General features: G+C 60.7%; 16 protein-coding genes. 7 read left to right on the plus strand and 9 right to left on the minus strand.

Translation table 11 applies throughout. From position 1 onward, the window contains the following. Positions 1–74: 74 nt before the first annotated feature. Both KQ659_RS07005 and KQ659_RS07010 read right to left on the minus strand, forming a co-directional pair. Positions 75–2009, minus strand: coding sequence for a fumarate reductase/succinate dehydrogenase flavoprotein subunit (locus KQ659_RS07005; RefSeq protein WP_216689453.1), 1935 nt, complete (start codon positions 2007–2009; stop codon positions 75–77). Between the two features lie 102 nt (positions 2010–2111). After that, on the minus strand, positions 2112–2870 hold the full coding sequence (locus KQ659_RS07010) for a succinate dehydrogenase cytochrome b subunit (protein ID WP_216689451.1): 759 nt from the start codon (positions 2868–2870) through the stop codon (positions 2112–2114). 289 nt (positions 2871–3159) lie between these two features. On the opposite strand from KQ659_RS07010, the gene KQ659_RS07015 reads away from it, so the two are divergent. From KQ659_RS07015 to KQ659_RS07030, 4 genes are all read left to right on the plus strand, one after another. Beyond that, a complete protein-coding gene (locus tag KQ659_RS07015) occupies positions 3160–6123 on the plus strand; it encodes a T9SS type B sorting domain-containing protein (protein WP_216689449.1) in 2964 nt (987 codons plus the stop codon). 313 nt (positions 6124–6436) lie between these two features. Further along, positions 6437–9397 carry a T9SS type B sorting domain-containing protein gene (locus tag KQ659_RS07020; RefSeq protein ID WP_216689447.1) on the plus strand — a complete coding sequence of 987 codons (2961 nt, stop codon included), beginning with the start codon at positions 6437–6439 and terminating at the stop codon, positions 9395–9397. A 181-nt stretch (positions 9398–9578) separates the two neighbouring features. Next, positions 9579–10475, plus strand: a complete 897-nt coding sequence (fabD, locus tag KQ659_RS07025) for an ACP S-malonyltransferase (protein WP_216689445.1) — start codon at positions 9579–9581, stop codon at positions 10473–10475. Positions 10476–10619: 144 nt separating this feature from the next. After that, the gene (locus KQ659_RS07030; protein ID WP_216689443.1) at positions 10620–11963 is read left to right on the plus strand and encodes a hypothetical protein; all 1344 of its coding nucleotides are present in this window, start codon (positions 10620–10622) and stop codon (positions 11961–11963) included. On the opposite strand, the gene folK is transcribed toward KQ659_RS07030, so the two are convergent. Beyond that, the gene (gene folK / locus KQ659_RS07035) at positions 11910–12407 is read right to left on the minus strand and encodes a 2-amino-4-hydroxy-6-hydroxymethyldihydropteridine diphosphokinase (protein ID WP_216689441.1); all 498 of its coding nucleotides are present in this window, start codon (positions 12405–12407) and stop codon (positions 11910–11912) included. The genes KQ659_RS07030 and folK overlap by 54 nt on opposite strands. Further along, complete coding sequence (locus KQ659_RS07040) at positions 12404–13264, minus strand: alpha/beta hydrolase family protein (RefSeq protein ID WP_216689439.1); 861 nt, start codon at positions 13262–13264, stop codon at positions 12404–12406. Before KQ659_RS07040 ends, folK begins: the two co-directional genes overlap by 4 nt. 125 nt (positions 13265–13389) lie before the next feature. Here KQ659_RS07040 and KQ659_RS07045 point away from each other — a divergent pair, with 125 nt between their 5' ends. Continuing rightward, positions 13390–14397: a polyprenyl synthetase family protein gene (locus KQ659_RS07045; protein WP_216689437.1), complete on the plus strand. Its 1008-nt coding sequence runs from the start codon at positions 13390–13392 to the stop codon at positions 14395–14397. A gap of 352 nt (positions 14398–14749) precedes the next feature. Here KQ659_RS07045 and KQ659_RS07050 read toward each other — a convergent pair whose 3' ends face one another. Next, positions 14750–15052 carry a hypothetical protein gene (locus KQ659_RS07050; protein WP_216689435.1) on the minus strand — a complete coding sequence of 101 codons (303 nt, stop codon included), beginning with the start codon at positions 15050–15052 and terminating at the stop codon, positions 14750–14752. A gap of 159 nt (positions 15053–15211) precedes the next feature. On the opposite strand from KQ659_RS07050, the gene KQ659_RS07055 reads away from it, so the two are divergent. Then, entirely contained in the window at positions 15212–16630 is a 1419-nt protein-coding gene (locus tag KQ659_RS07055; protein ID WP_216689433.1) for a cytochrome P450, read from the plus strand. Positions 16631–16785: 155 nt separating this feature from the next. Here the strand turns inward: KQ659_RS07055 and KQ659_RS07060 are convergent, their stop codons facing one another. From KQ659_RS07060 to KQ659_RS07070, 3 genes are all read right to left on the minus strand, one after another. Further along, positions 16786–17640: a universal stress protein gene (locus tag KQ659_RS07060; RefSeq protein WP_216689431.1), complete on the minus strand. Its 855-nt coding sequence runs from the start codon at positions 17638–17640 to the stop codon at positions 16786–16788. Positions 17641–17930: 290 nt separating this feature from the next. Continuing rightward, positions 17931–18803 carry a universal stress protein gene (locus tag KQ659_RS07065; protein ID WP_216689430.1) on the minus strand — a complete coding sequence of 291 codons (873 nt, stop codon included), beginning with the start codon at positions 18801–18803 and terminating at the stop codon, positions 17931–17933. A gap of 280 nt (positions 18804–19083) precedes the next feature. After that, positions 19084–20409 carry a peroxiredoxin family protein gene (locus tag KQ659_RS07070; protein ID WP_216689428.1) on the minus strand — a complete coding sequence of 442 codons (1326 nt, stop codon included), beginning with the start codon at positions 20407–20409 and terminating at the stop codon, positions 19084–19086. Between the two features lie 246 nt (positions 20410–20655). On the opposite strand from KQ659_RS07070, the gene KQ659_RS07075 reads away from it, so the two are divergent. After that, positions 20656–22935 carry an aconitate hydratase gene (locus KQ659_RS07075; RefSeq protein ID WP_216689426.1) on the plus strand — a complete coding sequence of 760 codons (2280 nt, stop codon included), beginning with the start codon at positions 20656–20658 and terminating at the stop codon, positions 22933–22935. Positions 22936–23087: 152 nt separating this feature from the next. Here KQ659_RS07075 and KQ659_RS22070 read toward each other — a convergent pair whose 3' ends face one another. Then, positions 23088–23498 (minus strand): transposase family protein, encoded by a 411-nt coding sequence (locus KQ659_RS22070; RefSeq protein WP_216690733.1) that lies wholly within the window; start codon positions 23496–23498, stop codon positions 23088–23090. Positions 23499–23511: the final 13 nt, after the last annotated feature.

Raw genomic sequence — 23511 nt, forward strand, 5'->3', positions numbered from 1 at the left:
AGAATTAGAAATTAGCACATTTGATTTTTTGCCAATTCTCAATTCCTAATTATTAATTCATAATTATTAATTAATTACTTGTAGCTGCGCTGGGTCAGCTTCACGTTTTCGAAAGTTAATTCTTCCTTGTTGAGCTTCTCGGGCTGATTTTCGCCCTGATACTCCCAAGCCGCTACGTAGGCGTAATTTTCGTCGTCGCGCAGGGCCTCGCCCTCGGGGGTCTGGTACTCTTCGCGGAAGTGGCCGCCGCAGCTTTCGTTGCGGTCCAGGGCATCGTCCACCATCAGCTCGCCGAGCTCGATGAAGTCGGCTACGCGGCCGGCTTTCTCCAGCGCCTGGTTCATTTCCTCGCCGGTGCCCACCACTTTCACGTCGCTCCAGAAAGCCTTCTTGATTTTCTGAATCTCGGCTTTGGCGTGGCGCAGGCCTTCGGCGGTGCGGGCCATGCCGCAGTATTCCCACATAATGAGACCCAGCTCTTTGTGGAACTCATCGGGGGTACGGTTGCCCTTGATGTTGAGCAGCTGCTCGGTGCGGGCCTGCACGTAGGCTTTCGACTCGGCAAAAGCGGGGTGGTTGGTGTCCACTGGCTTGGGCGGCGTGCTGGCCAGGTAATCACCAATGGTGTAGGGGATTACGAAGTAGCCGTCGGCCAAGCCCTGCATCAGGGCCGAAGCACCGAGGCGGTTGGCGCCGTGGTCTGAGAAGTTGCACTCGCCGGCAGCATACAGGCCGGGTACGCTGGTTTGCAGGTTGTAGTCAACCCACAGGCCGCCCATGGTGTAGTGCACGGCCGGGTAAATGCGCATCGGCCGCTCGTAGGGGTTTTCGTCGGTGATTTTCTCGTACATGGCAAACAGGTTGCCGTACTTCTGGCTCACCGCCTCGGCGCTGGTGCGGTTGATAATATCGGAGAAATCGAGGTACACGGCCAAACCGGTGCTGCCCACGCCGCGCCCTTCGTCGCACATCAGCTTGGCATTGCGCGAAGCCACGTCGCGCGGCACCAGGTTGCCGAAAGCCGGGTACTTACGCTCCAGGAAGTAGTCGCGCTCGTCCTCAGGAACGTCCTGCGGCTTGATTTGGTTCTGGCGCACCCGCTCGGCCATTTCCACCGTTTTGGGTACCCACACGCGGCCGTCGTTGCGGAGCGATTCCGACATCAGCGTGAGCTTCGATTGGTAGTCGCCCGATACCGGGATGCAGGTGGGGTGAATCTGCGTGAAGCAGGGGTTGGCGAAATACGCGCCCCGCTTGTGCGCCCGCCAAGCGGCCGTCACATTGCAGTACATGGCGTTGGTGCTCAGGTAGAACACGTTGCCGTAGCCACCCGTGGCCAGCACCACCGCATGAGCGGCGTGGGTTTCAATCTCTCCCGTGATAGTATTGCGCGTCACGATGCCGCGCGCCTGCCCATCCACAATCACCACGTCGAGCATTTCCGAGCGGGTGTACATCTTCACCTTGCCGTAGGCAATCTGACGGCTCAGGGACGAGTAGGCCCCCAGCAACAGCTGCTGGCCAGTCTGGCCCCGGGCATAGAACGTGCGGCTTACCTGGGCACCACCGAAGGAGCGGTTGGCCAGCAGGCCGCCGTATTCGCGGGCAAAGGGTACACCCTGCGCCACGCATTGGTCAATGATGTTGACCGATACCTGGGCCAGGCGGTACACGTTGGCCTCCCGGGAGCGGTAGTCGCCCCCCTTGATGGTGTCGTAGAACAGGCGGAACACGGAGTCGCCGTCGTTCTGGTAGTTTTTGGCGGCGTTGATGCCGCCCTGCGCGGCGATGGAGTGCGCGCGGCGGGGCGAATCGTGGTACGTGAAGGCTTTCACGTTGTAGCCCAGCTCGGCCAGCGAGGCGGCGGCCGAAGCACCAGCCAGGCCCGTGCCGACCACAATCACGTCGTATTTCCGCTTGTTGGCGGGGTTCACGAGCTTGACGTTAAACTTGTGCTTGTCCCATTTTTCGGCGAGGGAGCCTTCGGGAATTTTGGAATCCAACAGCATAGAGCGACGGAGTGATTGAATGACTGAGTGATGGAGCAATAAGGTAACAGCGAAACGCCGCAGGTGTTAGCGCGTTAGGCGAGTTTTATCGCTCCTAATCAATTAAAAAGCCGCAGCCACGGTGTGCAGAAAAGCGGGGGCGTTGGCGGCCATTTCTCCCTGCGCATCGGTGAACAGGAAAAAGTAGAGGGGCATGGAGGCAAAGCCCGCCGATACAACCACGGCAAAGCCATAGCCCACGTATTTAATAAGCGGGGTGTACTTGCGGTGGTTCAGGCCCAGGGTCTGGAAACCTGAGCGGAAACCGTGCCACAAGTGGTAGCCGAGGCTGATTTGAGCAGCCACGTACAGCAGCACGTACCACCAGATGTGGAACGACGACACCACGGCCAGGTACAGGTTATCATAGTCGCTGGTCAGCGGGTCGGCACCGCCCATGCGGGGCAGGTCGCCGGCAAAGCGGGCGCGCCAGAAGAAGTTGTAGAGGTGAACAATGAGGAAAATCAGGATGATGCTACCCAAAATACCCATGTTGCGCGAGGTCCACTCGCTGTTTTGCTCCGAGTGGTTGCTCACGTAGCCCTGCGTGCCCCGGGCAGCTTTGTTGCGGCGGGTGAGCGCGAAGGCTTCAAAAATATGGAAGCCGAAACCCAGCACCAGGCCCCACTCGATGGTGCGGATGATGGGGTTGGTGCCCATAAAGTGGGAGTAGGTGTTGAAGGCCGCGCCCTGGTCGTGCTTGAATAACTGCAAGTTGCCAACCAGGTGAACTACCAGGAACGTGCACAGAAACAGGCCTGTAGCGGACATAATTATCTTCCGGCCGATGCTGCTGGTTAAAGCTTTTGTTATCCAACTCATAAAGTAGCCAAACTAGGGAAGTGAAGAGGTGTGTTTAGGTTGCCCAAAGGTAGCCCCCACCCGCTAACCGGGCAACGGGCGAGCCTGATTCTTGCAAGGACAGGCAGGCCGAAAAACATTGCGGGGACGTGGTGAATCTATCCGCGCCCGGAATCGTTAACACGCACGGGCGTGCTGATGTTAGCTATCGGCAAATAGCAACAGCTGATGATGTCGAATTCAGCGGCCGGCTCCCTTGCTAGGTGCCCGTGCGTGCATCGCAGTTTTCCTTTCTCGTAAACAAGTTGGTATGGTACAGTTTACTATTCCGAAGGCTGGCACGCTGGCGCGGACGGCGCTGCTGTTGATGGTGGTGCTGGCAGGGCTGGGCCTGCGGCCCGAGGTGGCCCAGGCCACCCACATCCGGGCGGGCGACATTCAGGCCAAGGTGGACACCACGGCCAGCCCAAACCCGAGACGCATTTTTTTTAAGATGATTCTGTACCTCGACATTAGCCGGGGGGCAAATTCGGTAGACCAGCCCAACGCGGTTATCTTTTTTGGCGATGGCACGTCGAGCTGCAACCCGGGCATTGCCCGGCAGGGGGGGCGGCTGCCCATTCCCGGCAACACCGATACGGCACTCAGTATCTATTACTTCGAGCATACCTATCCGGCCACGGGCAGCTACACGGTCAGCTTTGTGGGCGAAAACCGCAACGGGGGCGTCATCAATATGAGCAACCCACTCGACCAGTCTTTCTATATCAGCACCAAAATCACCATTGACCCGGCGCTGGGGCTGAATCATTCGCCGGTGCTCACGGCCCCGGCCATTGACAAGGGAGGCATGGGGCAGGTGTTTTTGCACAACCCGGCGGCGTACGATGCCGACCAGGATTCGCTGTCCTTTCACCTGCGCACCAGCCAGAAGGAGCCCCGGCTGGCCTCTACCATTATCGGCCCGCCCTGCCCCGGTACCACCGGCGACAACTCGCCCAGACCGGTAACGGTGCCCGATTTTAAATACCCCAACGACCCCGCCATTGCGGCCAACCCCCTGACCGTGCCCTACGGCGGTGTGCCGGCCGACCCCACCGGCGGCAACCCCGCCATATTAGTGCAGGACGTGCACACCGGCCAGATTACCTGGAACGCCCCCGTGGCGGCCGGCCTCTACAACGTGGCGATGGTGGTGGAGGAATGGCGGCGCACCCCGCTGGGGCGTCGGCTCATCGGCGAGGTGATTCGGGATATGCAGATTGCCATTGTTGCCACTAACAACTTGCGGCCGACTCTGACTATTCCGCCCGACATTTGCGTGGTAGCCGGGCAAACCGTGACCGGCAGCGTAACCGCTGTGGACGGCGTGGCTTCGGGCAGCCCCCAAACGCCGATTACCCTGTTTGCCTACGGGGGGATTTTCCCGCCCGCCACTTTCCGGCAAACCACGACCGGCCCGCCCCAGGCCGCTGGCACCTTCCAGTGGCAGACGAATTGCAGCAACGTGGCCGGACTGCCCTATCAGGTGGTGTTCAAAGCCCAGGACAGCCCCACGGCTCCTGCGCCGATATTGATTGACGAGAAAACCTGGCGCATTACGGTAGTAGGCCCGCCGCCCCAAAGCCTGCGCGCTACGCCCACGGCGGCGGCCGGCGGCTACAATGGCATGGTGCTGAGCTGGGACGCCTACACCTGCGCCAACGCGGCTCGCATCTACATCTACCGCAAGGTGAACCCCTCCACGTTCACGCCCGGGCCATGCGATACCGGCATTCCGGCCTCGGCGGGCTACGTGCGCATTGGCACGGTAGCGCCCGGTGCCATCACCTTCACCGACCTGAACGTGGACCCCGCCACCGGCACCACGCTGGGCCTGAGCCGGGGCCAGAACTACTGCTACCGCATTTATGCCGACTTCCCGCTGCCGGCCGGTGGCGAGAGCATCGCCTCGAACGAGGCCTGCGCCCAGGTATCGGGCCGGGGCGCGCTGCTGACCAACGTGGACGTGGCCACCACCAGCGCCACCATCGGCCAGATGGCTGTGCGCTGGACCCAGCCCCGCCCCACCGGCGGGGGCACGTTCACGGGCACGCCGTCGTATGTGCTGTCGCGGGCCGAAGGGCTGAACCCGTTGGCCACGGCGTTTGGGCCGGTGGCGCACGGGCCGTTCACGGCGCTGACTGACACGAGCTATGTGGACCTGGGCCTCGATACCCAGAACAAGCAGTACACCTACAAGCTGGAGTTTGTGCGCACCTTCGCCCAGGGCCAGGGTACTACGCTCACCGAGGCCTCGCTCACGGCCAGCAGCGTTCGCCTCACGGCGCTGCCCAACAACCCGCCCACGGCCATTACGTTGAGCTGGACGTATCAGGTGCCGTGGAATAATTCGGGCAAGCCGGCAATTATTTATCGCCGTACCGGGACTGCCGGGGCGCTGGTCCAGATTGGCACTGCGCCCACGGGCGCCACTGGCGGCACCTTTACCGACCTTGACCCCACGCTGGTGAAGGGCCAGAACTATTGCTACTACGTGCAGACCGAAGGCGGCTATGCCGGCTTCGGCTTCCTGAGCTCGTTGCTGAACCGCAGCCAGGTGCAGTGCCTCTCTCTCAGTTCGCTCCCATGCAAGCCGGTGCTCACGCTACTGCCCACCAACTGCGACAGCCTGGCCAACCTGCCCGAGTTCCCGGGCCTGCACGAGCGCTACACCAACCGCCTGCGCTGGACGGTGGGCACCACGCCCCCCGGCTGCGATGCCAACATCATCAGCTACCGGGTATACTACCGGCCCACGCCCACGGGGCGCTTCGCCCTGCTGGGCACCACCTCGGCCACCAGCTTCGTGCATTCGGACCTGGCGTTTTCGGGCGGGTGCTACGCCTTGCAGGCCGTGGTAGCCAGTGGCGCGGTGAGCGACACCAGCAACGTGGCCTGCCAGGATAATTGCCTGTTTTTCAAGCTGCCCAATATCTTTACGCCCAACGGCGACGGCCAGAACTCGGTGTTCCGGCCCAAGAATAACAGCCCGGTGCGGCGCGTTCACTTCCAGGTCTTCAACCGCTGGGGCACCAAGGTCTTCGAGAACACCACCACGGCCGACGACCCCATCCTCATCAACTGGGACGGTGGCGGGCCCACGGGCGAATCGGGCAACGGCACCAGCAGCAAAGTGAGCGATGGCGTGTATTTCTACCTGGCCGAGGTGGAGTTTGCCGACTTTGCCAATACCAGGCGTACGTATAAGGGCTGGGTTGAAATCATCCGCTAAGGCTGGCGGTTGGCTGGACTAATATACTGAAGCTGTTTGGAAAGTCAGCCCAAAGTCGTTGTTCCGGTCCGATTTTCTAAACAGCTTCATTGGTAGCCCCGTAAAAACTGCCCTGCTCGGAGCGGTTTTTGCGGGGCTATCTGGCGTAAGCAACCCGCTGGGCGCGGCCGGCGGCCGATGCGCTTTCGGCCAAACTAAGGACTAACTTTTCCTTCTCCCGTTACTTCTCGTATAGCTTCGCGCTGCAGGGCTTGCCCTTGAGACCCAAATCAGCGTAAGGCTAACGATTTTTCTTTCTTTCGTTCAACATTATATGATACAATCTTTTCTACTCCGGGGTGGGGCCGGGGCGCGGCTGACGCTGCTGCTGCTGCTCATGATGACGGGGCTGAGCCTGCGCCCGCATGCTGCTCAGGCATCGCACCTGCGCGCCGGCGATATTCAGGCTAAGGTGGACACCACGTCGCCCGCCAACCCGCGCCGCATCTTTTTTAAGATGGTGCTTTACACCGACAACAGCTCGCCGGTGGACCAGCCGGCGGCCACCATCTTCTTTGGCGATGGCACCTCCAGCTGCATCGACGGCATTCCGCGCGCCGTGAAGCGGGCCATTCCGGGCAATACCGATACGAGCGTTAATATTTATTACTTCGAGCATATTTACCCGGCCACGGGCGGCTACAACGTCGAGTTTATCGGCGAAAACCGCAACGACGGGGTGGTGAACATGAGCGACTCGAAAAGCCAGTCGTTCTACATCCGAACCTACGTTTACATCGACCCGGCGCTGGGGCTGAACCACTCGCCCGTATTCACGGCCCCGGCCATCGACAAAGCGGCCACGGGCCAGGTGTTTTTGCACAACCCCGGAGCCTATGATGCCGACCAGGATTCGCTGGCTTTCCACCTCATGGCCAGCCAGCAGGTACCGGCCGGCATTCGTGGCACAGTGGGCGGCTTTCCGTGCAGCGGCCAGGGGGCCGGCACGGGCAACAATACGCCCGTGCCAAGGCCGGTGCCGAATTTCCGCTTTCCCAGCGACCAGGCTATTACTGCCGGCAACCCCCGCGCCGTGCAGGTAGCCTACGGTGGCGTGCCGGCAGGAGTTGTTGATGCCGACGCCATTTTTGTGCAGGACGTAAATACCGGCCAGATTACCTGGAATGCGCCTGTGGCGGTGGGCTTCTACAACATCGCGTTTGAAGTGGAGGAGTGGCGGCGTGTGCCGCTGGGGCGTCGGCTCATTGGCCGCGTGATTCGCGACATGCAGATAATCGTGACGGCCTCGACCAACCTGCGCCCCACCATTACCATTCCGCAGGACATTTGCGTGGTGGCCGGGCAGCGGGTGACGGGCACGGTAACGGCCGTGGACGGAGCTACACCCAGCAGTCCGCAGTCGCCCATCACGCTATTTGCCTACGGCGGAATTTTTCCGCCCGCCACCTTCCGCCAAACCGCATCCGGCCCGCCGCAAGCCACCGGTACCTTCAGCTGGCAAACCACTTGCAGCAACGTGGCCAAGGTGCCGTATCTGGTGGTGTTTAAGGCCCAGGATAACCCCGTTTTGCCCTCCAACACCAATCCCGCGCTGATTGACGAGAAAACCTGGCGCATTACGGTGGTGGGCCCGCCGCCCCAAAACCTGCGCGCCACGCCCACTGCGGCTCCCGGCGGCCTCAACAGCATGGTGCTGAACTGGGACACCTACACCTGCGCCAACGCAGCTCACTTTTACATCTACCGCAAAGTGAACCCCTCCACGTTCACGCCCGGACCGTGCGATACCGGCATCCCGGCTTCGTCGGGCTACGTGCGTATTGCTACAGTGGGGCCTAATATGACCACGTTTACGGACCTGAACACGGACGCTACCAACACCAACCGCGGCCTGGATCGGGGCCAGAACTACTGCTACCGCATTTATGCCGACTTCCCGCTGCCGGCTGGTGGCGAGAGCATCGCCTCGAACGAGGCCTGTGCTCAGATATCGGGCCGGGGCGCGCTGCTGACCAACGTGGACGTGGCCACCACTAGCGCCACCACCGGTCAGATGGCCGTGCGCTGGACCCAGCCCCGCCCCACCGGCGGGGGTAGCTTCTCCAGCGCGGTGCGCTACAACCTGTCGCGGGCCGAGGGGCTGACCCCCGCCGCCGCCGACTTCGTGCCGGTGGCGCACGGGCCGTTCACGGCGCTGACTGACACGAGCTATGTGGACCTGGGCCTCGATACCCAGAACAAGCAGTATACCTACAAGCTGGAGTTTGTGCAGGCCCTGGCCACGCCCATCAGCGAGATTTCGCCCACGGCCAGCAGCGTGCGCGTGAGTGCCTTGCCGGCCAACGTGGCCGCCTCGGCCATCACGGTAAGCTGGACGTATAATGTGCCCTGGGACAACGCCACGCAGCCCACTGCTATTTACCGACGCACTGGCAATGCCGGGCCTTACGTACGCATCGGCACTGCCGCCTCTACCGCCGCCGGCGGCACTTACGCCGACCGCGACCCCGCGCTGGTGAAGGGCCAGAACTATTGCTACTACGTAGAAACCAACGGCCGCTATCCCGGCTTTGCCTTTCTGAGCTCGCTGCTGAACCGCAGCCAGGAGCGCTGCCTCACGCTTATTTCGCCGCCCTGTACGCCGGTGCTCACGCTGCTGCCCACCAATTGCGACAGCTTGGCCAGCCTGTCTGAATTTCCGCGTCTGAACGAGAAATACACCAACCGACTGCGCTGGACGGTGGGCAACACGCCGGCAGGATGCGATGCGGCCCCGGTGAGCTACAAGGTGTATTACCGGCCCACGCCCACGGGCCGCTTCACGCTGCTGGGCACTACCACCGCCACCAGCTACGTGCACGGCAACCTGGCCTTTTCGGGCGGCTGCTACGCCTTGCAGGCCATTGCCGGCAGCGGCGCGGTGAGCGACACCAGCAACGTGGCTTGCCAGGACAACTGCGTGTTCTTCAAGCTACCCAACATCTTCACGCCCAACGGCGATGGGGCCAACGACCAGTTCCGGCCCAAGAACAGCAGTCCGGTTCGGCGCGTCCACTTCCAGGCCTTCAACCGCTGGGGCACCAAGGTATTTGAGAATACCACGACATCCGACGACCCCATCCTCATCAACTGGGACGGCGGCGGGCCCACGGGCGAAGCCAACACCAAGCTGAAGAATGTGGACGGTGTGTATTTCTACCTCGCCGAAGTAGAGTTTGCCGACTTCGCCGGTACCAAGCGCACGTATAAGGGTTGGGTCGAAATCGTCCGGTAATCATGCTTTTAGATTAATTGACTGCTAATATTGAAGCGGAGCGGGCCTGATGGTTCGCTCCGTTTTTTTTGGGCAATGCGGCTTTTTGTGCAGCTTGCGCCCGCTTTGCCGCTGCTGAGGTAGCCGGCAGCCCCCATTTATCAATTCCCACTACCTGAAAACCGCGAATCCGCGACTTCCAATGAATCCGACCCAATCCGTACTATTTCCCGGCCAGGGCAGCCAGTTTCCGGGCATGGCCCGCGAGCTGTTCGACCAGCACCTCGACGCCCGCGCCCTGCTTACCCACGCCAACGACATCCTGGGCTTTAGCCTCACCGACATCATGTTCGGCGGCTCCGAGGACGACCTGCGCCGCACCGACGTTACGCAGCCTGCCATTTTTGTGCATTCGGTGGCGCAGTTCGTGGCCCGGCCCGATTTCCAGCCGGCCAGCACGGCCGGGCATTCGCTGGGCGAATTTTCGGCCCTGGTAGCCGCCGGGGTATTGAAATTTGAAGATGCCCTGCCACTCGTGGCCCGCCGCGCCCAGGCCATGCAGGCCGCCTGCGAGGAACAGCCCGGCACCATGGCCGCCATCCTCGGCCTCGACGATGCCACGGTGGAGCGTATCTGCCAGGAAATTACCGGCGCCGGCAACGTGGTAGTAGCCGCCAACTACAACTGCCCCGGCCAGCTCGTCATCTCCGGTTCGGCCGAAGGCGTGGCCCAGGCCTGCGAAGCCATGAAAGCCGCCGGCGCCAAGCGCGCCCTGCCGCTGCCCGTGGGCGGGGCCTTCCACTCGCCCCTGATGCAGAGTGCCGCCGCCGCCTTGGCCGAGGCCATCGAAAAAACCACCTTCAGCCCCGCCCGCTGCCCCGTGTACCAGAACGTGGATGCGCTGCCCCATACCGACCCGGCCGAAATCAAAGCCAACCTGCTGGCCCAGCTCACCGCCCCCGTGCGCTGGACGCAGTTGGTGCAAAACATGGCCGCCGATGGCGCGACCGACTTCGTGGAGTGCGGCCCCGGCAAGGTGCTGCAAGGCCTGGTGAAGAAAATAGTGCCCACGGCCACGGTGGGTAGCTTCGCGGTATAAACCGAGGGCGTCAGGGTGAATTTTATCGTCATGCTGAGCGGAGTCGAAGCATCTCTACTGCGCAGGTAATTTGATTTACTCCTGCGGTAGAGATGCTTCGACTCCGCTCAGCATGACGTCTTGTACGCCATCATAATCGAATCTATGGCGTTTGCCAAGTTTCCCTCTGATTCTGCCGCCGCCCGGCGCTTCCGGTGGCTCTTCGCGGGGCTGCTGGCGGCAGCCGGGGTGTTGCAGCTGGCCCTGTTTGCCTACGCCGCCGCGCCCGGCCTGGCCGGCACCGGCGACTCGCGCCACTACCTCTATGCCGCCCGCACGCTGCGCGAAACCGGCCGCCTGCTCAACCTCGATGGCACGCCGTACCGCTACTGGCCCCCGCTATTCCCGCTGCTGCTGCGCACCGTTGGCTCGCTGGCAGGGGCGCGGGTTCTGCACGGCGCGTGCTTGCTAGGCAGCCTGCTGCTGTGGAGCTGGCTGGGCCGCCAGCTGCTGCCCGCCCGCCGGGCGCTGGTACTACCGCTGTTGCTGGCGCTGAGCACGCCGTGGCTGCTGGTGAGCAAATTTGTGTGGGCCGAAAGCGTTTTCCTGCTGCTGTTTGCGGCCTACGCGGCGGCGCTGTGGCGGTGGCTGCGCACGGGGCAGTGGCAGTGGTGGGGCGTACTCACGGTTGCCGGGGCTTTGCTGCCTTTGCAGCGCACCTTGGGACTTTTTCTGTTGGTTGGGGTAGGAGCGGGGCTGCTGGTGAGCGGCTGGCGCAGGCTTTCGGCGCGTGGTTGGGGCATGTTTTTCTTCCACTTGCTGATGAGCGGCACCGGCGGCGTGCTGTGGCAGTGGTACGCGCTGCTGGTGGCCGGCCCCAGCCGCTACCACCCCAGCCGCGGCTGGAGCCAGCTGCTCAGCTCAGTGGCAGATTACGGCTTCGTGCTGGGCCGCTGGCTGCTACCGCTACCGGTTTCGGGCCGAACGATGCTGCCTGATTTGATATGGGCCATCAGCCTGCTTGTATTAGGTTGGCTGATATGGCCACGCCATAAGACGACTACGACCAAAACGGCTGCTGCTCCGGCTGCTGTTCCGGCTGCTGCTCCGGCTGCCGCGTTGCTACGTAGCCCAAATCTGCTTTTTAGGCCACAATTGGATATTGATTTTAGCCGTCAGCTAATGTCGAAAATACTTTGGAGTGCCGGTGCCGCTTTGATTTTATTGGTGGCGGGCCTGACAGTATTCTCCCAAAGTGCCGCTGGTATTCACGATGCCGAGCGGTACGCCAGCGTGCTATTTGCGCCGTTTGCGCTGCTGGTGTTGGCGGCGTGGCCGGTCCGGGCGCCGCGCTGGCTGGGGGCGGGGCTGCTGGCCGTCTGGCTGTTGGGTGCGGGGGTTCGGGCAGGCCACGTAGCGCAGGAATTGCGCCGGGTGCCGCCGCTGCCGGCCGGCTCATTCGCCGGGCCAGGGCCGCACGGGCAAGGGGTCGGGGCAGCGGGCGAGTAGCGTGGCCACCGTTTCATCCGATTGCGGATGAGCCAGCGAGCCGGCAATTTCGGCCAGTGGCACCAGCGCAAAGCGGCGCTCGGCCAGGCGCGGATGCGGCACGCTCAGCGTGGGCGTGGCAATGGTTTCGTGCCCAAAAAACAGGATATCGACATCCAGTGTGCGGCTGCCCCAGTGCTCCAGCCGCTCGCGGCCGGCGGCCTGCTCGGCGGCCTGGCAGGTCGCCAGCAGCGCTTCCGGCGATAAAGCCGTGAGTACGGCCAGCGCCTGGTTGAGAAATGCTGGTTGGTCTTCGCGGCCCCAGGCGGCCGTTTCATACAGCCCGGATTCGGCCACGATGGCCCCGGCCGTGGCCGCCAGCCGGGCGCGGGCCTGCGCCAGCAGCGCGGCGCGGTTGCCGAGGTTGCTGCCCAGCAGCAGGTAGGCCAGCACGGGTTCGCTCATGTTTGCTGCTTAAAAAAGGCTGTTGTGGCCTCCGCAACGTGCCGGGCGGGCGCGGGCAATTCCGCTTCGGGCCAGGGGTGGGCACCGCCAAACATGTGCGTGGCCCCGGTCACCAGCAGCAGCTCCGCATCGGGCTTAAGCTGCTTGAGCTTGTGGGCCGCCGCCACGCCCACCGTCTCGTCCTCATCACCGTGGATGATGAGCAGCGGCTGCTTCAGCTTGCGGCGCACGTTGTGCGGAATATCGAGGCGCGGGCGGTTGGCGTGGTAGTTCTCCACAATCTGGTAGTGCATGGGCAGTTCCACGCCGGTGCGGGTGTTGGGCACGTGCAGCACCCCCACGCGCTGCCACTCATCAAACACCGCCTGGGGCCACTGCGGATGAATTTCGGCGATGGCGGCCCACGTAGCCACGGCCCGGATGCGCGGGTCTTCGGCGGCTTTCAGCAGCGCCAGGCCGCCGCCCCGGCTGTGGCCGGCCAGGAAAAAACGCTGCAAATTAATCTCAGTGGCGGGCACGGGCGTGGCGCCGGGCGTAAAAAGTGCGTCGATAACCTGGCCAATGTCATCGAGCTCAACACAGAAATTATTACGCCCAAAAGCCTCCAAATCTTCCAAATCGCCGGTGCCGCCCACCACCAGGCCGTTGTGCGACAAGTTCAGCTTCACGCACACAAAGCCCTGCGTGGCGAAATAATCGGCCAGCAGTGGGAAGTGCCCCCAGTCCTTAAACCCCTTGAAACCGTGCACGAACAGCAGCACCGGTTTGGCGTGGCCGGTAGCCTGGTACGTGGCGTCGGCCTCGAAGGGCCGGCCGTGGGCGGGGCCCGTGAGCAGGAAGGAGGCGTGGGTGAGCATAGGGCGAAGGTAGGAGCGAAGCGCAGCCAATTGGCCGCCGACGCGGTTATAATTCGTAGCCGGCCCAAAAGGTTGGCGCTTCCCGGGTGGTCCCTCCGCCGTTCTGCCGTATCATTGTCGCCGCAATGCCCCAACACTCCCCCTTGTCCCTCGACCAGATTCAGGCCCCCATCGCGGCCGAAATGGAAGAGTTTGAGCACAAATTCCGCCAGTCGATGCGCACCAAAGTGCTGCTCCTCGACAAGATAATGGGCTACATCGTGAAGCGCAAGGGCAAGCAAATCCGGCCCATGTTCGTGTTCCTCACGGCCCGCGCCACCCGCCCCGAGCCCGCCACCAGCGACCCGCTGCCCGACGCCAGCTTTCGGGGCGCTGCCCTTATCGAGCTGCTGCATACCGCTACCCTCGTACACGACGACGTGGTGGACGAGAGTAATTACCGGCGCGGCTTTTTCTCCATCAACGCGCTTTGGAAAAATAAAATCGCGGTTTTAGTCGGCGATTATCTCCTCTCGCGTGGCCTCTTACTAGCCCTCGAAAACGACGATTTCGACCTGCTGAAAATCGTGAGTAATGCCGTGCGCGAATTGAGCGAAGGCGAGTTATTGCAAATCGAAAAAGCTCGCAAATTAGACATCACCGAAGAGGTGTATTTTGACATTATCCGGCAAAAAACCGCTTCGCTGATTGCCTCCTGCACGGCCGTGGGCGCGGCCTCCGTGGGGGCCGATAAAGAGGTGATTGAGCGTGCCCGTTTATTCGGTGAGAAAGTGGGGATTGCCTTCCAGATTAAAGACGATTTATTCGATTACGGCACTGCCGAAATTGGAAAGCCCGTGGGCATCGACATCAAAGAAAAAAAGATGACCCTGCCGCTCATTTATGCTCTGCAACAGGCTTCCTGGCTCGAAAAGCGCAAGGTTATTTTCAACGTAAAAAATAACGACGGCCACCGCGACCGGGTGCAGCAGGTAATTGAATTTGTGAAAAAATCGGGCGGCCTGGACTATGCCATACAAACCATGAAACGCTACCGCGACGAGGCCCTCGCCATCCTCCATACCTTCCCCGAATCGCCCAGCCGCACGTCGTTGGAAGCGTTGATTAACTACACGATTGAGCGGGAAAAATAAATCACTGATTAGCACTGATTTTAGCGGATTTCACGGATTTTGTAGTCGACTGCTAATTTTAATGGGTGGTATTATTGCAATGGAGTGGTTTAGAAAGTCATAAAGGGTACTCAAACGGTCATGCAGAGCGCAGCGAAGCATTTTGCTTGCATCGTTGAACGGGCCTGACGATGCGAGCAAGATGCTTCGCTGCGCTCTGTATGACCGTCCGGGGGCTTTCTAAACAACCCCAATAAAAAAGCCTCTCATGCGAGAGGCTTTTTTATGTTTTTATTCTGGGAATCGGGAAAACGAAAGTCGGCTACAAAATCCGTGAAATCCGCTAAAATCCGTGCTAATTAGTGGCTCAGAATTAGTGGCTCAGTTGGTAGCTCACTTTTTCGGGTGCCACTTCGCTCACTTTAAAGCGGACCCCGGCGGTGGTGCTGTCTACTTCCAGCTGGTGCGTCATTTCGCAGGTGGGGCACTTCACCTCTTCAATTTCGTGGTTGGCGGCGTGCTTGATGGAGTCGGCACTTTCGTTGATTTCCGGCACACCGATGAGGGCGGTAAATACCTCGGTCTGGCACTTGTTGCACTCAAATTTGAGGCCCACCGTGCGGCCCTGCAGGTCGGAAAGGGAGGCGGGAGCATTGGCTTGTTGCTGAATCCACATAACGGAGAAGGGTTTTTGGGATGGCAAGAAAGATAAGTGGCGCTCGGGAGCTGGAGCCGTACTAGGTGCCTTTGGCTGTACGCGGGTAGGGGCAAAAAAGATGAGCCGGCGCGTGGTCAGCTGTATTTTTGGGGGCCGCATCCAAGTGCGGCCCGTACCATGAGCGAGCTGCTGGTTGCTGATAAAGCTTCGGAAACGCCATTTCGGCTGCCCCGGCTGCCGCGCTGGCGCTCGCTGCTGCGCTCATTCGCCCTGGCCAAGGACCCGCTGCCGGTGCTGAACCAGGTGCTGGCCCGCCACGGCGATACGGTGGAGCTGTTCATTGGTGGGGTCGAAAAAAGCATTCTCACCCGCGACCCCGGCCTTATTCAGCACGTGTTGCAGAAGAACAATCGGAACTACGCCAAGTCGAAGTTCACGCGGGGCTTTTCGCGCTACATCGGCCACGGCCTGCTCACCAACGACGGCCCCGACTGGCTGCGGCAGCGCCGGCTCATTCAGCCCGGTTTTCACCGGCAGCGGGTGGCGGGCCTCACTGGCCTCATGCAGGAAATAACGACCGAAACGCTGGCCCCGCTGGTGGCGCAGGCCATGGCTGCGGGCGGCGTGGCCACCGTGGCCGTACACGAATTGATGACGCGCCTGACCTTCCGCATCATTGCCCGCTCGGTGTTCAGCACCAATTTCCCGGAGGCCGAACTGGACCGGCTGGCGGGGCTGATTACCGAGATTCAGGCGTTTTTCGTGCGCTCCATCCGGCAGCCGTACCTCAAGCCGTGGTTTCGGTTGCGGGGGCGGTTTGCGTATCACGATGCGCTGGCCGCCGAGCTGCGCACGCTGCTGGGTGGCCTCATCGCCCAGCGCCAGCAGGCCAACGCCCACCCCAACGCCCCCACGCCGCCCGACGACCTGCTGCAAATGCTGCTCGACGTGCGCTACGAGGACACCGGCGAACCCATGCCCGCCGACCGGCTCATAGACGAGTCGCTCATCCTGCTCGTGGCTGGCCACGAAACCAGCGCCAACGCCCTCACCTGGCTGACCTACCTGCTGGCCCACCATCCGGCCGAGGCCGTGGTTATTCAACAGGAAATGGCCGCCGTGCTGGCCGGCCGCACCCCCACGTTTGAGGACCTACCGCGCCTCGGCACGGCCCTCTATGCCGTGCAGGAAGCCATGCGCCGCTATCCGCCCGCCTGGATGGTGGACCGCGTGGCCCTGGCCGATGACGAATACCAGGGCCTGCGTATTCCCAAAGGTACGCTGTTTTCGCTTTATTTCCACGGCCTGCACCACAACCCGAAATATTGGCCCGCGCCCGAGGAATTCCGGCCCGGCCGCTTCGCGCCCAGCCCGGCGCAGCCGGTGCAGGCCAATGCTTACGTGCCCTTTGGTGGTGGGCCGCGCCTGTGCATCGGCATGCAGTTCGCCCTCACCGAAATGCAGCTCGTGACGCTGGAGCTGCTGCGGCAGTTTGATGTTGAGTGGGTGGCTGGCCAGCCGCCCGTGGCCATGCAGCCGCTCGTTACGCTAAGGCCGAAAAACGACTTTCAGGTACGGCTGCGGGTACGGGGGTAAACGTTTTTGATTGCAGAACGAACTTGTTAGACCGTCATGCAGAGCACAGCATCTTTACCGCAGTAGTAAAGAATTAGTATCGAGGTAAAGATGCTTCGCTGCGCTCTGCATGACAGTCCTGATTGTGGCGGTCTGAATAACCAAACGGCCAATAACTACGCGGCCAGATGGTACGTCAGCACTGGTGGGAAGGCGTGGGTAGCCACGGTTTCGGCAATGCTGGTGCTTAGGAAGCGGCTCAGGCCCGAGCGGGCGTGCGTGGGAATGACCACCATATCGGCTCCTACCTGCTGGGCGTATTCTTCGATGCCGAGGCTGGTGCGCTCCGCGTCTACCTCGGCCGTCTGGCAGTTGTGCAGGTGATGCTGCCGGGCAAAAGCCTGCATTTGCTGCTGGGCGACGTGGCTGCTGCCGCCGGCCGCTACGTGCAGCAGGTGCAGCGTGGCATTGGGAAAATCGGCTTGTACCTGGCGCAGGCCTTCGAGGGCGCTGGCAGCATCGGCCGCGAAATCGGACGGAAACACGATGTTCTGCACGTCGAAATCGGTGTGTGGGTGCTTCACGGTGAGCATCGGGCAGGGGGGCAGTCGAATGATGCGCTCGGTGGTGGAGCTCACGAAAAAGTGCTCTACCGCGCCGTGGCCGCGCGCGCCCAGCACCACCAGGTCGGGGTGGTCGCGCCGGATGGCATGCAGAATTCCATCGCCGACGCGGGCAATTTCTACTTCGTCCTGCACCGGTACTTCGGGGGCCAGCTGGGCGGCCTCATCGCGCAGGAAGTGCATTCGCCGCTTGGTGGTTTCCAGTAGCTTGATGGTGAAAATCCGGTCGACGCTGTGGGCACCCGTCGGGATGCCCATCGTGCTGAAGCCGCCTGCTACGCCCTCGGCTTCTTCCAGCACATACAGCAGCGTGACGCGGCCATCCGTGCGTTTGGCCAACTGCAAGGCCACTTCAAAAGCGTTGTGGGCTTCGGGCGAAAAATCGGTGCAAACCAATATGTTCTTCATGGCCGAAGTGGAATTAGGGTGGGCAGTAATCCGTCATTTTTGCCGTGTAATGGCGGGGCGCAGCCATTGAGTTGTTCTATAAGTTGCCACATAAATTTCAGGATTAATATTTATAATTAGCTATTTGTATTATAATATTGATTTAAAGGTGTTTAAGTGAAATGATTGTCGGATTTTTGGAGGATAGCACTTATTAGAAGCCTGGGCATTCAACAAAAAAGGCTGCCCCTGGGGCAACCTTTTTTGTTGGGATGTATCCGTTGTAATAGCGTGTGAAACCTGGGCGCTCGCTATGCCAGATGGTAAGTGAGCACCGGTGGGAAGGCATTGGTCGCCACCGCTTCAGCGATGCTACTTTGGAAGAGACGGCTGAGGCCAGAGCGGGCGCGGGTCGGAATCACCACCAGGTCGGCGCTGACCTGCCGGGCAAATTGCTCGATGCCGGCGCTGGTGCTGTCGGCGGAGATGGAGGCGGTCTGGAAGCTAGTCAGCTGGGCGCGTTCGGCAAAGGCCAGCTCGTGCTGCCGGGTCGTGGTGGTTTCGGCGCCGTTCGTGACGTGTAGCAGGTGCACAACGGCGTTGGGGAAAGCGGCCTGCACCTGCTGCAAACCAGCAATGGCCCCGGTCGATTCCTCCGTGAAATCAGACGGGAATACGATGTTGCGCACCTCAAACGTGCTTTGCTGATGCTTCACGGTCAGAACCGGCACCTTGGCCAGCCGGATGAGCCGCTCGGTGTTCGAACCCACAAAAAAGTTCTCCATCGCCCCGTGGCCCTGCGCGCCCATCACCACCAGGTCGGAGCCGTGGCGCTCCACGGCTTTCAGAATGCCGTCGCCGATGCGGTCAGCTTCCACGGCATCGGTTACCGGCACGCCGGGGGCCAGGGTTTCGGCTTCGTTGCGCAGGGCGTGCAGCCGGCCCTTGGTCACCTCCATCAGTTTGATGAAGAAAATCTTGTCGATGCCGCCGTCGCTGTTGGGTAGCTCGCTGCCGTTCACGGGGCCGCCGTAGGTGCTGAAATTGCCCGTGTTTGTCTCGGGGGCTTCCAGTACGTGCAGCAGGGTTACGGTGCCGCCGGTTTGACGGGCCAGCTGCAGGGCTACCTCAAACGCATGGTGCGACTCGGCCGAAAAGTCGGTGGGAACAAGAATGTTTTTCATAGGGAAAAGATATTGGGTGCTGAAAGATGCAGCGCGGGTAAGGAAGCCACTATAATAAAGCTTGTGCGGAATAATGCGTTAGATTAATGCGCGAGATTCAGCAGTGGCCGAAAAGCATCCCAAGACGCATTGTTGCAAATCGTCTGTTTGTGCATATAAGCATTTTTCCCGCATTAACATTAATGTTTACGTAGATTACTAACTTAGGTCGTAAGCTTCTGCGTAATAGGGCTTATTCCAGCGCCCAATCCTCACTTCCGCTTCATCTTTTTGCCCCGCACTACTCCTTTAGCAGCTTGTCAATCTCCTTATTAAAACCATCGATTTCTTCCTGATAATATCGGCCCGTGCCCGGCCCTGAGAAGCCGGTATGAATCTTCCGCACGTTGCCTTTTTTATCCAGGAAAATGGTGGTCGGAAACGCTACGAATTTTGCCAGCTGCGGCAGCGACCGCGCCACCGAATCCTTATCGGAAACGCCCGCAAAAGCTACGTCGTAGCCAATGTGAAACCGCTCGCGCATGTTGCGCAGCTTGGGTGCCGACTTGGTGTAGTCGCCGCTGCGTTCGTAGCCCAGGCCGATGATTTCCACGCCGCGCGCCTTATTCTTTTCGTACCACGGGGCCAGAAAGTTGGTTTCGTCCATGCAGTTGGGGCACCACGAGCCCAGAATTTGCACCACCACCACCTTGCCCCGGTACTTGGGGTCGGTGGGGGAGATGCTGCCGCCTTCCAGCACGTTCGGGAACTTGAAATTCAGCCGCGATTCGCCTTTTTTGAGGTAGACAAGGGTGTCGGCGTCGGGCAGCTTGGCCTTGGGGTCGGGCACGGCCGTCCAGGTTTCGTGACCCGCTTTGCCGGAGTAGAAGTCGCCGAACAGCGTGTTAGGCGCGTATTCCTTGGTGATATCCACCGGTTCCTTCGGTCCGTTGTGGGCCGTGAACAGAAAGGCGTGGCTGCCGTCGAAGGTGCTCAGCTTTATATCCTGGCCGCTTACCTGGCCGCTGAGGTAGCGATAGTCGCCAGTGTTGGTCAGGAAGGTGCCGGTGAGCAGACTGCCCTGCTGGGTGAAGACCCCCGTGGCCGGGTAGCGCTTGCCGTTATCGTCGAAGGTAGCCCGCCAGGTACCGTTAAAGTCACCCGGCTTTTCCGCCGATTGAGCGGCTGGGAACAGCTCCTGCGCACCCGCCGTGGCCGTCATTGGCACGCGATAGGGCGTTTTGGAATCATACTTCACCCAAGTGCCTTTCAGCTTATCCGCGCCGTCGGCCCGCACGACCAGCGCCGCATCAAAAGCGTGCATCCTTATCGTAGTAGAGTCGCCGGCCGATTTAATGTCCTCGCAGCGCAGCCGTTCCTCGCCGTTCAGGCCTTTGTTAATAAGATAAACCACCGGCTTGCCGTCTTCATCTTTCACCTCAAATAAAAACGGGATTCCCTGGCCCTGCGTGGCCAGTACGCCGCGCCACGGGCCGGGCGTGAGCACCGGGGCTCCGGCCGCGCCGCCGGTAGCGGCCGTTTCGGAAGAAGTGGAATTGGATGAGCAGCCGGCGAGGCTCAGGCCCAGCGTGGCCGTAGCCAGCAGCGAAAGGGAAATTGATGTCATGGTAAGCGCAAAAATGCAGACAGAAGCCCAACAACCAAGCCCCGGGCCGTTAGGTTACGCCTGCCTTTGCGTACCGCTGCGGAAACCTCCGCGCACCTCCGCGAGAAATAACGGCCGCCCCACCCCGAACGCCACCCCAAAAAATCACGTTAAACCTATGAAAACCCGCATCGGCGCATTTTGGCTAGGTACAACTTAGCCGGAGTGCTACATTTGCGCAACCACTCTTTATATAACACGCATCCTATGGCTTTCGACCTGGAAATGATTCGCACGGTGTACGCCGGCATGGGTTCCCGCATCGAGGCGGCCCGCGCCGCCGTGGCACGCCCGCTTACCCTCACTGAGAAAATTCTCTACGCCCACCTCTATGGCGGCGAAGTAAAGCAGGCCTACGAGCGCGGCGTTTCCTACGTCGATTTCGCCCCCGACCGCGTGGCTATGCAGGATGCCACCGCCCAGATGGCGCTGCTCCAGTTTATGCAGGCCGGCAAGCCCACCGCCGCCGTGCCCAGCACGGTGCACTGCGACCACCTCATTCAGGCCAAAGACGGCGCTACTGCCGACCTGGCCGAAGCCAACTCCGAAAACAAGGAAGTGTACGACTTCCTGGCCTCGGTTTCCAACAAATACGGCATCGGCTTCTGGAAGCCCGGCGCGGGCATCATTCACCAGGTAGTGCTGGAAAACTACGCCTTCCCCGGCGGCATGATGATTGGCACCGACTCGCACACCCCCAACGCGGGCGGCCTGGGCATGGTGGCCATCGGCGTGGGCGGCGCTGATGCCGTGGACGTAATGGCCGGCATGGCCTGGGAGCTGAAGTTCCCGAAAGTCATCGGCGTGAAGCTGACCGGCCGGATGAACGGCTGGACTTCGGCCAAAGACGTGATTTTGAAAGTAGCCGGCATCCTGACCGTGAAGGGCGGCACGGGCGCTATCGTGGAGTATTTCGGCGACGGTGCCGAAAGCCTCTCGGCCACTGGCAAAGGCACTATTTGCAACATGGGCGCTGAAATCGGCGCTACCACGTCGGTGTTCTCCTACGACGAGAAAATGGGCGACTACCTGCGCGGCACCGGCCGGGCCGAGATTGCCGAGGCCGCCGCCGCCGTGCGCCAGCACCTGCGCGCCGACGAGGAAGTGTATAACGAACCTGCCAAATACTACGACCAGCTCATCGAAATCGACCTCAACACGCTGGAGCCTTACGTGAACGGCCCGTTCACGCCGGACGCCGCTTGGCCGATTTCGGAGTTTGCCGCCGCTGTAAAGGAGCACGGCTGGCCCGAGAAGCTGGAAGTGGGCCTCATCGGCTCGTGCACCAACTCTTCGTACGAAGACATTACCCGCGCTGCCAGCATTGCCAAGCAGGCCGTAGATAAGGGCTTGACTGTAAACGCCGAGTTCACCATCACGCCCGGCTCGGAGCTGGTACGCTACACGGTGGCCCGCGATGGCCTCCTCGACACCTTCGCCGACATGGGCGGCGTGGTGCTCGCCAACGCCTGCGGCCCGTGCATCGGCCAGTGGGCCCGCCACACCGACGACCCCAAGCGCCGTAACTCCATCATTACGAGCTTCAACCGCAACTTCGCTAAGCGCAACGACGGCAACCCCAACACCCACGCCTTCGTGGCCTCGCCCGAAATCGTGACAGCCTTCGCCATTGCCGGCGATTTGACCTTCAACCCCCTCACCGACACGCTACCCGGCAAAAACGGCCCCGTGAAGTTCGACGAGCCGGTGGGCGTGGAAATGCCCCCGCGTGGCTTCGCCGTGGAGGATGCCGGTTTCCAGGCTCCCGCCGCCGATGGCTTGGGCGTGCAGGTACTGGTGAGCGATACCTCCGACCGCCTGGAGCTGCTGACACCCTTCAAGGCTTGGGAAGGCACCGATTTGATGGGCCTGCGCCTGCTCATCAAAGCCCAGGGCAAGTGCACCACCGACCATATTTCGATGGCCGGCCCGTGGCTGAAATACCGCGGTCACTTGGATAATATCTCCAACAACATGCTCATCGGAGCCACCAACGCCTTCAATGGCGAGGCCAACTCGGTGCGCAACTTCGCCGTGCAGGGCGACGGCTACACCACCGTGCCGCAGTCGGCCCGCGCCTACAAGAGCATGGATATCGGCACCGTGGTCATCGGTGACGAGAACTACGGCGAAGGCTCGTCGCGCGAGCACGCCGCCATGGAGCCCCGCCACCTCGGCGTGCGCGCCGTGATTGTGAAGAGCTTCGCCCGCATCCACGAAACCAACCTGAAGAAGCAGGGTATGCTCGGCCTCACCTTCGCCAACAAGGCCGACTACGACCTGATTGAGGAAGGCGACACCATCGACATCCTCGGCCTGACGGATTTCCAGGAAGGCAAGCCCCTGCAAGCCCGCCTGCACCATGCCGATGGCGACACCGACCTGATTACGTTGAACCACACCTACAACGAAGGTCAGATTGAGTGGTTCAAAGCCGGCTCGGCCCTGAACCTGATTCGCTTGAAAGAAGCCGGCCAGGTGGCGTAATTGCCATCAGCCAAGAGCTTAAGCTGCAACGGCCGCCTCAGGAAACTGGGGCGGCCGTTTTTGGTTGTATTTGAATCGGTTTAATTTCTGTATTAAACGAATTTGCAATCATGGACACTCCTAAAATTTCTCTTGCAGATTAGACCTCTTTCCTAAATACGTATAACTTTTTCAATATTAAGATTTATGAGTCCGCATACGATGAGCCAAATTTGCGCAATGTGATTCAATCGGTTCCGGTAGGTTTCTTTAACCATTCGAAAGCACTTGCACAGCCGGTTAACGTGTTCAATTTTGGCTCGTTTGCTCCTAAAAGCCTTGTTTTGCCTCTTTTGCTTGATGGTCAATTCCCCGTTTTTCGGTTTTTTGTGCGGGATTTGGCTGCGGGTATGCACTTTTTGAATGCCAACGTATCCTAAATCGCCTTTCACCTTGATTTTCCGATGAATTTCCAGGGGCGTCTCCTGAAAAATGCGAATATCTGACTTGCGGCCTTCCAGTTCTACCCGGCAATGCTCAATCGTTTTATCCTTTTGACTAATAATTAATTGTGACTTAATGATATGTTTTTTTTAG

Source organism: Hymenobacter siberiensis (assembly GCF_018967865.2).
GTDB classification, from domain to species: Bacteria; Bacteroidota; Bacteroidia; order Cytophagales; family Hymenobacteraceae; genus Hymenobacter; species Hymenobacter siberiensis.